Source organism: Acetobacter sp. DmW_136 (assembly GCF_008690365.1).
Classification (GTDB): Bacteria; Pseudomonadota; Alphaproteobacteria; order Acetobacterales; family Acetobacteraceae; genus Acetobacter; species Acetobacter oryzifermentans.
On record NZ_VHON01000038.1, the window covers coordinates 1 to 9,723 of the forward strand.

Annotated in this window: 15 protein-coding genes; all 15 read right to left on the minus strand. The window is 62.5% G+C overall.

The window, feature by feature from the left end:
• Positions 1–477: 477 nt before the first annotated feature.
• A complete protein-coding gene (locus FKW31_RS13030) occupies positions 478–2,223 on the minus strand; it encodes a VirD2 family relaxase/mobilization nuclease (protein ID WP_035353783.1) in 1,746 nt (581 codons plus the stop codon).
• On the minus strand, positions 2,220–2,474 hold the full coding sequence (locus FKW31_RS13035; protein WP_150150576.1) for a hypothetical protein: 255 nt from the start codon (positions 2,472–2,474) through the stop codon (positions 2,220–2,222). The genes FKW31_RS13030 and FKW31_RS13035 overlap by 4 nt, the downstream gene beginning before the upstream one ends.
• On the minus strand, positions 2,471–3,136 hold the full coding sequence (locus tag FKW31_RS13040; protein WP_081938981.1) for a lytic transglycosylase domain-containing protein: 666 nt from the start codon (positions 3,134–3,136) through the stop codon (positions 2,471–2,473). The genes FKW31_RS13035 and FKW31_RS13040 overlap by 4 nt, the downstream gene beginning before the upstream one ends.
• Positions 3,136–3,732 (minus strand): hypothetical protein, encoded by a 597-nt coding sequence (locus FKW31_RS13045; RefSeq protein WP_035378658.1) that lies wholly within the window; start codon positions 3,730–3,732, stop codon positions 3,136–3,138. The genes FKW31_RS13040 and FKW31_RS13045 overlap by 1 nt, the downstream gene beginning before the upstream one ends.
• Positions 3,729–4,070 carry a DUF736 domain-containing protein gene (locus tag FKW31_RS13050; protein WP_035378660.1) on the minus strand — a complete coding sequence of 114 codons (342 nt, stop codon included), beginning with the start codon at positions 4,068–4,070 and terminating at the stop codon, positions 3,729–3,731. The genes FKW31_RS13045 and FKW31_RS13050 overlap by 4 nt, the downstream gene beginning before the upstream one ends.
• A 46-nt stretch (positions 4,071–4,116) precedes the next feature.
• Positions 4,117–4,746, minus strand: a complete 630-nt coding sequence (locus tag FKW31_RS13055) for a S26 family signal peptidase (protein ID WP_035378662.1) — start codon at positions 4,744–4,746, stop codon at positions 4,117–4,119.
• Positions 4,743–5,219, minus strand: a complete 477-nt coding sequence (locus FKW31_RS13060; protein WP_035378664.1) for a DUF2840 domain-containing protein — start codon at positions 5,217–5,219, stop codon at positions 4,743–4,745. Before FKW31_RS13060 ends, FKW31_RS13055 begins: the two co-directional genes overlap by 4 nt.
• Entirely contained in the window at positions 5,216–5,959 is a 744-nt protein-coding gene (locus FKW31_RS13065; protein ID WP_035378666.1) for a site-specific DNA-methyltransferase, read from the minus strand. The genes FKW31_RS13060 and FKW31_RS13065 overlap by 4 nt, the downstream gene beginning before the upstream one ends.
• Before the next feature lie 247 nt (positions 5,960–6,206).
• Positions 6,207–7,022 carry a replication initiator protein A gene (locus tag FKW31_RS13070; protein WP_157772959.1) on the minus strand — a complete coding sequence of 272 codons (816 nt, stop codon included), beginning with the start codon at positions 7,020–7,022 and terminating at the stop codon, positions 6,207–6,209.
• An 8-nt stretch (positions 7,023–7,030) separates the two neighbouring features.
• On the minus strand, positions 7,031–7,297 hold the full coding sequence (locus FKW31_RS13075; RefSeq protein WP_081938982.1) for an AlpA family transcriptional regulator: 267 nt from the start codon (positions 7,295–7,297) through the stop codon (positions 7,031–7,033).
• Between the two features lie 211 nt (positions 7,298–7,508).
• Positions 7,509–8,210 carry a DUF2285 domain-containing protein gene (locus FKW31_RS13080; protein ID WP_237390106.1) on the minus strand — a complete coding sequence of 234 codons (702 nt, stop codon included), beginning with the start codon at positions 8,208–8,210 and terminating at the stop codon, positions 7,509–7,511.
• Positions 8,116–8,349, minus strand: a complete 234-nt coding sequence (locus FKW31_RS16700; protein WP_370512885.1) for a transcriptional regulator domain-containing protein — start codon at positions 8,347–8,349, stop codon at positions 8,116–8,118. Before FKW31_RS16700 ends, FKW31_RS13080 begins: the two co-directional genes overlap by 95 nt.
• A 95-nt stretch (positions 8,350–8,444) precedes the next feature.
• Positions 8,445–8,756, minus strand: coding sequence for a hypothetical protein (locus FKW31_RS13085; RefSeq protein WP_150150575.1), 312 nt, complete (start codon positions 8,754–8,756; stop codon positions 8,445–8,447).
• A gap of 289 nt (positions 8,757–9,045) precedes the next feature.
• Positions 9,046–9,192 (minus strand): hypothetical protein, encoded by a 147-nt coding sequence (locus tag FKW31_RS16080; protein WP_164076296.1) that lies wholly within the window; start codon positions 9,190–9,192, stop codon positions 9,046–9,048.
• A 341-nt stretch (positions 9,193–9,533) separates the two neighbouring features.
• Positions 9,534–9,723 (minus strand): DUF736 domain-containing protein (locus FKW31_RS13095; RefSeq protein WP_150178749.1); only part of this gene is annotated, 190 nt, incomplete at its 5' end.

Below are 9,723 nucleotides of genomic sequence, written 5' to 3' on the forward strand. Positions count from 1 at the left end.
GTCCATGCCACTATTCACTCCATCTCTTCGCAAAGACGAATGAATCACAACATGCTGGTATTGTTCAAAAACTTTCGGATCAGGCTCTAAGGTCTAGCCCGCCCATTCGCGCCTATTTCCCCCTTTATCATCAGAATGAGCGACATTGTGGTCCGCTATGTCAGGACAGACGAAGCCTGAGTCGGTAGAGCTTCCTCTTTTTCCCTAGGGACACCTAAACTTCACCAAGCTCTGTCTCTTCTCTGAGGCGACGCCGAAGGATCTTCTTATGGGGGAAGAACTTTAAACCTGAGGTTTTCAACGAAGTGGATTCGTAGGTCTATAAAAGAGATATTTTCAGGTTTATTATGGGGGCTTGAGGCAAAACCACTTTGTATATTTACGTAAAGATTGAGACAACCATTATAGATTGTTTGTTTAATTTAGACCAAAACTCGACAGCGTTGATATCGTTCACATTCGATTTGTCTGTTTAGCTCACATCGCAATCCCCGCCTCCCGTCGCTGCGAGAATTCCCAGGCGATAGATGCATTGCTCTTCGCCACCCCGGAGACCGCATTGCAGATCTGTTTCTCCAGAGATGGCGTCCACGGGACAAGTTGAAAGCCCAAGCCGTTGTCAATCATCGCGTACCGCCCTGATGCAAGAGCAAGACGTTTCCGATAGACACCGGCCACGTTGTCGCCAGGAGCAACAAAGTCGAAGGCCTTTCCCTCCTGCAGCGCAAGCCTTTCGCCCAGTGCCCTTACCTCCCGATTACGGAGCGCAGTGAGCAAGCCACGCTCGAACTTGACGCGCTCCCCCCCTTCCCGTTGTGCGAACCCCTCCCGTGCGAGATAATCAACGCGCTGACGCATCGCATCCCGCACCTCAGCCCCGAAACCACCCCCGAGTTCCGGCTGTTCCTTCGCTACAGCCTGTCGGTCCAGCCACGTCGCCCCCTGCGCCTCCACCTGCTGGTCTAGTGTGAAGTCCGACCGCACCGCCAACGCAACACGTGCCCGTCCTTTTGCGTCCTCGAACCGGCGCAATTCAACGATCGCCCCCATTGGAGCGTCGGTGGTTGCCTCCAGGCTCGGAAGATGGATGTGGTGCGTACGCCCATCGATCCCATCCACCACTGCGAAGGCCGTACCCTTCAGCTCATCATCCAGCCCGCGCCCGACCAGTTTGCCGATGACGGGATGGGCGGTTTCCTCGGCGGCCAGCACCCACGAGGATTGCGGGCGCTCGACGCCCTGCTCGGCGAGACCACGGTGGATCCGTTTGATGATGTCGTTGCGCTCACCCATCTCACGCAGCGTGGCCTCCGCGTGTTCCTCCAACGCCCACCGACCCGGCCCGATCTGCTGCGCCAGCCCCAAGCCTTCCAGGCGCCGGAGACGGCCCACCTTGAGTACCTCGAACGTATCGGACCGGCGATCGGGCGTGGGACGCATGTCGATGATCCCGTGCTCATTTGCATCGCGCTGAAGCTGGCGGTCAAGCTGCGTCCAGCGATCCGCCTCGACCTGACGTTCGACGGCACGCCGGATCTCGATGTCATTGCGCACACCAAGCTCGCGGGTCACGAGTTCCTGCGCACGACCACGCATGCCTTCACGGATGTAATCGCGCGAGATTACCAAGTCCTCGCCGTCCTGCGCCTTGCCGCGCACGATGACATGGACATGGGGATGTTCGGTGTTCCAGTGATCAACCGCCGCCCAGTCGAGCTTCGTGCCGAGATCATGCTCAGCCTGCATCATAAGATCGCGCGTGAAGCGCTTCAGGTCCGCCATTTCCACCGCATCATCTGGCGAGACGATGAAACGAAAATGGTGACGGTCATCGGCACAGCGCTCGGCGAAGGCTTTGGGATCGACTTCGTCCTGTTCCGGGCCGAACATCTTTGCCTTCGCGCCGTCCTTCGTGACGCCCTCGCGGCGCAGATAACGCAGGTGGGGCGTCAGCGGTGCGGCCCGAGGGCCGTGCTTCACCACGCGGGCCTTGATCACCACCCCACGCGATCGGGTGGTCAGAAACCGGTTGGCATGCGCGCTCGCGACACGGCCACGCCCGAAGGTCGAGCGACCACTTCCTCCAGTTCCCTGACGTCCCCGCCCCATGCCCCCAGCACGCTGGGTTGCCGCCAGGGCCTGCGCGATAAAGGGACGTGCACGCTGGGCGCCAGGGGAACGGATGCGTCCGGGACGAACCCGGAAATCGTCGTCATTCTTCATGCTAATGCCCGCGATGTGCGCGAAATGGCGGTAAACCGCCAGAAACGGGAACCGGCAGGCTTCAAAGCTCCGCGCACCTCGCAGAGGGTGCCGAAAATCCGCAGAAACCCGCCACAAAACCACCCCCAACCGTGCCGCACCTCGCGGCTTTTATCCTGCCTATACGCAACCCCCTCCCCCAGCGTCCTTCTGTGCCCATCCAAACCCGGACGTGGCAACGAGGCAGGAGCCAGCATGCACCATGCCGTCATGGTCCATCCCTCCAGCCGACCGAAACGAAGAGATCCGATGGTGAAGCCGATGGAACAAGGCTCACGCCGGTCGTCATCGTCCCACTCGTTGAAGCCCGCACAGGACCGACGAACAGCTTCTCGGTGGAAATGTGCGAGACTGGCGAAGCCTTCGGCAGTTGACGAAGAAATGTCGAAACAGCGTTGTCCCCCATCCGACGTGCGACCGCAGTCACGTAAGCCCGCGTCTCGTCGGGCAGCGGTCGACCGGTCGCCAGATGCTCGTCATAGCGTCCGGGACCGGCGTTATAGGCGGCCAGAAACCCGGCGTCCCCGTAGCGGTCGTGCAGCCAGCGCAGATAGGCGGCGCCGGCGACGATGTTGTCATGCGGGTCGAAAGGATCAGCGCCGAGATTGAGGGCACGGCGCAGGTCACGCCAGGTGGCGGGCATGATCTGCATCAGCCCCATGGCGCCCGCCGATGATATGGCATGCCGATCGCCGTCGCTCTCGATGCGCAGTACGGCGTGTATCCATGACGGCGGGATAGCAGCCTGACGAGCCGCCTCCCTTACCAGTGGGTCGAGATCCTGTGCATGGACCGGAACCGGCGAGAGCGCCAGCGCGAGCCCGAACCGGGCAACCGTCAGGGTGCCCCATCGACAGAAAACCGGTGTCGACATCACAAATCCTCCGGCATGAGCATGTCCAGCGGTGGATCATCCGGGTGACGTTTCGGCGGCGAGAGGGAGAGCTGTGGCAGGACGAACTTCCGTCGCCACGACTCCCATGCCCGGGTCACGGCTCCGGTGCCGGGGTAGAGATCGTCCAGCACGTCGTCGGGCCGGGCGCCCAGCAACTCAAACGCCCAGTGGCACACCGCCTCGGGCTTCGCTCCGGTCAGTCCCCGACGCAGGGTGATGCTCTCCTGAATCCAGTCCCGCATCACCTGGCGACGGCTGACGACAGGGCGCCGCGCCGCCTTGATGATGACCGGCTCCCACGCATAGGCGACTGGCACATTGCGCTTGAAGGCAGCGAAGCCTTTGACCCAGACCATCCAGCGCGCACCGGTGTCCATGACGAGTGGGGCCAGCGTAGCGATCGACGCCGGTGTCGCGGCGGCGTGCAGCACCCAGCCGTCATAGGTCGCATCGAGATGTCGGACGAGTGCTGCGTGATCGACTTCGCCCGCGTAGTCCGGCTGTCCGCGATAGAGGTGGGCGCAGTTCACGTAGGGCGGGTCGGCATAGCCGAGCCGGAGACGGGCAAGCGTCATTCCCGGCCTCCCTGACGCCTGGCAGCGCGCGTCCAGACGAGGTTCCAGACACGACCGCCACGACCGGCCTGAAACAGGGTGGCGCGGATCGGCTGGACAAATGAAGGATCATCCAGCAGCACCGAGACATATTCGCCAGCTCGTTCCCCGGTACGGGTCCACCCTGCCCCGATCTCCGGTGCTTCGGCATTATCGCCGAGATGGATGCGATAATCGGGCGCGTGCTCCGCGTTCGCGTTCTCGGCACGAACGACGGTCAGTTCCGCGTCAAGGGCGAGTGTGCGCAGGCGGCCGGCAAAGCCGCTCGCCGTGCGCGTGAAGACACCGATGTGGGTCATGGGTTGAGAGCTTTCGTGTCAGGGATTGTGAAAAGGTCTGGCGACGTCACTCGAGCGGCGGCTCGGGCGGCCGCTGAACCGCTGGACGCACCAGCATCGTGGGGAACCGTGGTCGCGGGTCCGGCAGATCCGGAAGCGCTGCGAACTGCGGAGGCGGTGGCTCTGCCTCGCCCGTGCGCAGGTAGACAGGGGTGGCACGACCGATCACGGTGTCGGCCGACAGGACACCGAAATAGCGTCCGTCGAGACTGGCCGGGACCGCCGGGTTCATGACGAAGACCTGCCCCGGCGCGAGATGACGGCACCCTCGCCACCCGGGTAGCGGACGCCCCCGATGGTCAACGGCTTTGGCCTCTCCGACCGTCTTCCCGTCGATGGTGACACGCAGGCCGACACGACAGACGGTCTGACCGGCGAGTGCTGCAACCGGCTTGAGCAGCGGCACGCCGAAGGGCAGGTAGCCGCGCGTCGCCAGCAGCGTCGCGTCGCGCTCGGGCAGATGCAGCGCCACGATGTCGCCGACGCGCAGAGCGGCCGTCGGCGTGACCCGATACAGCCCGACCGGCACGCTGGCGGTGGCGTTCCACATCCAGTGTGGCGTGGGCGAGATACCGGTCGTCGCCAGTGTCGTGAGTGCTGCGAAATAGGTGGTGAACAACCAGCCGCGCCGGGTCATGACGCGGTTCTCCGCCAGAGCCACGCCTCATGGCGGGCGCGACAGTAAAGAGGGGGCCGCAGCCCGGCCCGCAGTCGCGCGTCGAGATCGCGCCAGTAATCCGGGCAGACAGTGCGCGGGTCAAACGGCTGCCGTTCGATGCGGGTGATAGCATCGAGCACCGCGCGGACTGGCCCGTCGCCGGTCTGACGCAGCAGCCTGTCGGCAGCGCCCGTGATCCATGGCAGAACGGCGCATGGCTCGCCCGGCGGCATAACTCGCACAATGTCGATGGACACCGTGACGGCGCCCGTGTCGCTGGCAAGCCAGCGCATCAGGGCAAACACATCGCCTGCTGCGAAACTCACGCGGCGTCTGTGGCGGTCAATTCTGACGCTGGTCTCGGGAATGCCGAAGCGCAACCAGTGCTCGATGCGGGTCTCGATCCAGACCAGATCGAGCTGCGCACCGGTAGGAGCACGAAGATCGTTCATGACGGTTCTCCGACGGGAAAGGGAAGGATGGTGGCAAGGCGATCGCGGGCGCGCCGCGCCATGTCCGGGTCGATTTCGCAACCGACATAGCGGCGGCCGGCCAGTCGGCAGGCGACGCCGGCCGCGCCGGACCCGGCGAACCAGTCGCCGACGAGGCCGTCAGGCGGGCAGCTCACGCGCACCAGCAGGTCGAGCAGCGGCACCGGCTTTTCGGTGGGGTGGATGGCGCGCCCATGAACGTTGCGGAAACGCTGCACGGAGCGGGCGAGACGCGGGCCGCCGTCGAGGCTGCGATAGGTGCATGCCGCGATGGCGCCGGTGTGCGGCGGGCGGTGCTTACGGCGCACCGTCCGCGCCCGGGCGTCGTCCGTGGTAGCCACTTCGTTGTAGATGTCCTGCCAGCGGGCGGTCGCGGGATAGAACTGCACGATCAGTTCATGAACACGCCGAAAGCGGTCGGCGTGAAACACGCTGCCGTTCTGCTTCTCCCAGACGATCTCCTGCGCGAGCCGTAAGCGGGCCGTGCGGAAGTCCGTCCCGGTCGCCATGAAGCTGCGCAGGGAACCGAACACCCACAGCGAACCGGACGGCGTCAGGGCTTGTGCTGCCAGCGGCAGCCAGCCCTCGACGCGCCGATCCCACGACAGGGAGGTTTCGCCGTAGGGCGGGTCGGCGAGGATCAGGTCATACGGCCCCTGCGCCGGCATGAGGTTGCGGCAGTCGCCGCAGAGCAGCGTCATGACGATGTCTCCGCAGCGCCCTGCCCGCGTCGTCCGCTCAGGTGGCGGCCACGGCTCCGACGAGGTGGAACAGGAGACGGGAAAAACGGACCGTTCCCGATATTGGTTCGGCGTATGTCGCAGCCCTGCGGCGCGAAGAAGATCGCACGCCATGGGCCATACATTGGGTCGCACGCGGTACACATGTACAAAGAGAGTCTATTTAGACTCTTTAGAGAGAGACGATTTGTCATTGTTTTCCAGTCCCTTATCGATGGTTTTCGCACGCGATAGGCGTGGATTCACTGGTCGATAGGCGTGTCCGCACAAAATTATCGACAGGGATATCAACAGACTTATCCACAGATGCATCGAGAGCGGGCTTCAGGCGCACGCGTTCCGGCCAGTTCAGATCGGACAGTTCGATGCGATAACCGGGAAGCGGGTTGCTGCGGGCTATGCGCCGGAGGATCGCCACGAACGCTGTGAGCGTCTGGGTAATTCCTGTTTTGCGGTGCAGATGGGCGACCTCGAAAACCCACCCGTCACGTTGCCGTCCAGCATGGCGGCGTGCGATCAGGTAGAGCAGTCGTTCGAGACCGCTAGTGAGGGTAAAATACGCCGGGTCAAGCGCGAGCACGGCCCTTGGCGTGAGAACCGCTTCGCGCACCCAGCCGGCGAGACGGATCTGGACGAAGCCGGCGGAGATCCGCCAGTCTTCGATCCACGGCGCGCCGGTCTGCTCATCAGTCCATTCTGACGCGCTCATGACGACATTGGTCCGGCTGAGGCGTTCGAGCCCGTCTGGCAGACGCTCGTAATACCCACCCGAGACGCAGCGCCCCGGAAAGCCGAGGATCTCATACCGTGTGGCCTGAAGGACTGTCGGGATCGGGGCGCCGCAACGCTGCGCCGCAATCATCGTCGATGTTGCCCAGATCAGGATGTCAGCGTCCCATATGGTCGCAAGCGCCATCGGAGACGAAACGAGGATGTTCTGACTGCCCTGCCTGAAGCGCAGCGGGGCGTGACGGCGTCCCTTCCCCAGCGCAAAGAACGCGTTGGACATGAAGAGACGGGGCATGCAGGGGGTCATGATCGCCCCTTTCCGCGCCGTGCGACACCCGCGCGCATGAGGATGTAATTTTTAGAGAAAATAGACTTTGAAAGGCCGTTTTCGACCCATGTTTTCAGATCTCCAGTTGTATAGGTGACGCGGTTACCGAGCTTGTAGAAGACAGGACCACCGCCAATTGTGCGGTATCGTTCAAGTGTTCTTGGTGAAATACCGAGCCATTCAGCAGCCTGTGGGGTCCGCAGATGCCGGGCCGGTCTCGGTTGGGGCCTTTTCCTGACCATGACTATTCTCCACTGAAACAGGACGTGGCGTAACGCCGCGTACCGGGGCGGAGACTGGCGAAAAAAAAGGCCGGGGGTGGTGGACGAAAACAGGGGGCTCCCAAGGAATCGTCCACCCCATCAGCACGGCAGACAGACTATGTTCAGTGGGCGCCGCGTCGCGTTTACTGGCGAGGCGAATCAGAACACCTTATGGAGAAGACGGTTGTTTTCAGCAGGGAGTGTGCGATGTCGTCTGCGGAAATGCACGACGACCATATTGCAGCAAGGCGAGGTATTCGCCGGCGGCAAGTTGCTCCCCAAGCGTCAGCAGGCGTTCGACGCGGGCACGCTGGTGAACGTCTTTCCACAGAGAGCCGCTCAGAGACTTCACTTCGGGGTCCGTCAGGGCCGCGATGTCACGCGCCGTGGCGCCGGAACGTTTGGCGGTGAGCGCCTGCAAGGCGTGGGCAAGACGCCTGATTCTATAGCGTGTGGGGCGAAAGACGTTGGGCAACGGACCGCTCCTCCTGCCATACAGATGCTCGATGAAGCGACGCAAATGATGAAGACGTACCCAACAGGATTCATCAAGAGGAATCACGACAGCGGGTCTGCCGTGGCAGTCATCGGCGATCCATAACCGCAGCGGTCCGGCCCGATCTCCCATGATGACGTGAAGGCCGTCATCGGCGGTTGCGGCATGAATGTGTGGTGTCAGGATCAGGGGTGTAAATGTGGCGGCTGTGTAGATTTCAGGGGCGCGGACCAGCGCGATGATGGCAGAGAGAGCCTCCGCCGCCCAAAGCGCAGGGGCAGCCCACGCAGGGATGGACGGGTCAACAGGGAAATCGGAGGCCCCACTGACGTGCAAAAGCATCGAGATTGCGCTGGCGGACCGTCTCGTCTGAGTCGGAGAGTCCGGTAAATGCATGGTATCCACGCACATAATCCTGATTCAGGGAGAGGAACTCCTGCGCAAAATCAGGGAGGTCGAGCGTGAACGCCCTGTCCAGAAATCCGGGACTATACCAATCGGGTCGTGTCTCCATCGTCGGCCAATCTCCTGTCATCACGTGGACGCGTCATCCAAAGATCAATCACAAGCAGCATCTGATCGGTTCGTGTCGGCAAACGTCCGTTGCGCCCGAACAGCGCCAGGGACGCGCTAATTGCGTCGAGAAGGGAATGTTCCGGTCACAAGATCAGCGTCAGGGGCAAGCCGCGCAAAAGAGGCCGCCCCGACGACAGCGGCACCCAACACTCCGAGGATGATCCGCATGAGCGGAGAAGAAATGCCGATCTCGGCCAATCCAGTTGTGGCGAAGTATCCCGCAACAGAGGCCGGAAAACAGAAGGCAAGCACTACGGCAAGTCTGATTTCGGGACGCCGGGCCGTCGTCAGCGCTACCCGAAATAGCCATAGTACGAGACTACCAGCAATAATGGCAGGAAGAACGGCCGCCAATCCGGCACCCATGCGATATGTCCAGAAGAAGACGATCAGTCCCGCCATTGTGGGCACGACAATGGATACAAGGCTAAAGAAGACCCAACAGAGCAGTCCGATCCCCAAGACCCACGAGATGAACCCGATGACAATCATCTCCACCTCCGGCAAACATTATGGGACATTATAATACGTACCGTTCGGTAGTTATTCCAGAAAAAAAGATGTACCCAATATGATCTGGCGGGGATGTTTTGCTCAAACAGGCTTACCAGAAGTGTTCCCCACCTACATGCATGGGACTGCCGTTCCGCCCGGCTCATTCGTCCGAGCGCCGGTGCGTCGCTGCGATCTGCGCCATGGCATGCTCCAGTTCGCGCTCGATCTGTCGGCGCTCGCGACGGCTCAGGTGAAAGCTGGTCAGTTCGGCACGCAGCATCTGAATGTGGTCGTGTAACGTGGTCATCGTCCTGCTCCTTTCGTTTCTCGAAGACAGGACGGACGGCTCATGCCGGGGTGGACCGGGTCAGGGATCGCCGCAGGCGACCGGCCTGCCGGCGCGTGGGGGAGCCGATTTTGTTCGGCGTGCCCGAAGGGTGCGTCGGGCAAAATTGGGGGGACCACGTGTCCTTGACGCGGTTCGCCCTCGCGCATGGTACAATGGGAAGGCTGAGGGAAAGCCTCGTATTCCTCCTGTGCCTCACGTCGGGCGACCAGCGCTGCCGCCCGCGCCCCGGAAAAGCACGTGGGAAAAGAAGCCCGGAAGGCCCCGCCCGGGGAGACCGGGCGGGGTTGGTGGTGGGGACATTACTCCCCGTTCCGGCTGCGCGGCCGGGTCCAGATGAGGGTGTAGCCTTCCCCTTCCTCGTCGGTGAACAGGTTGGCGAAGATTGGGGCGGCGAAGGAGGGATCGTCCAGCTTCAGGCTCAGATAGGTGCGGCCTTCGTTGGAGCGGCGGGTCCATGCGGCGCCGAGTTCAACCCGTCCGAGGTAGACG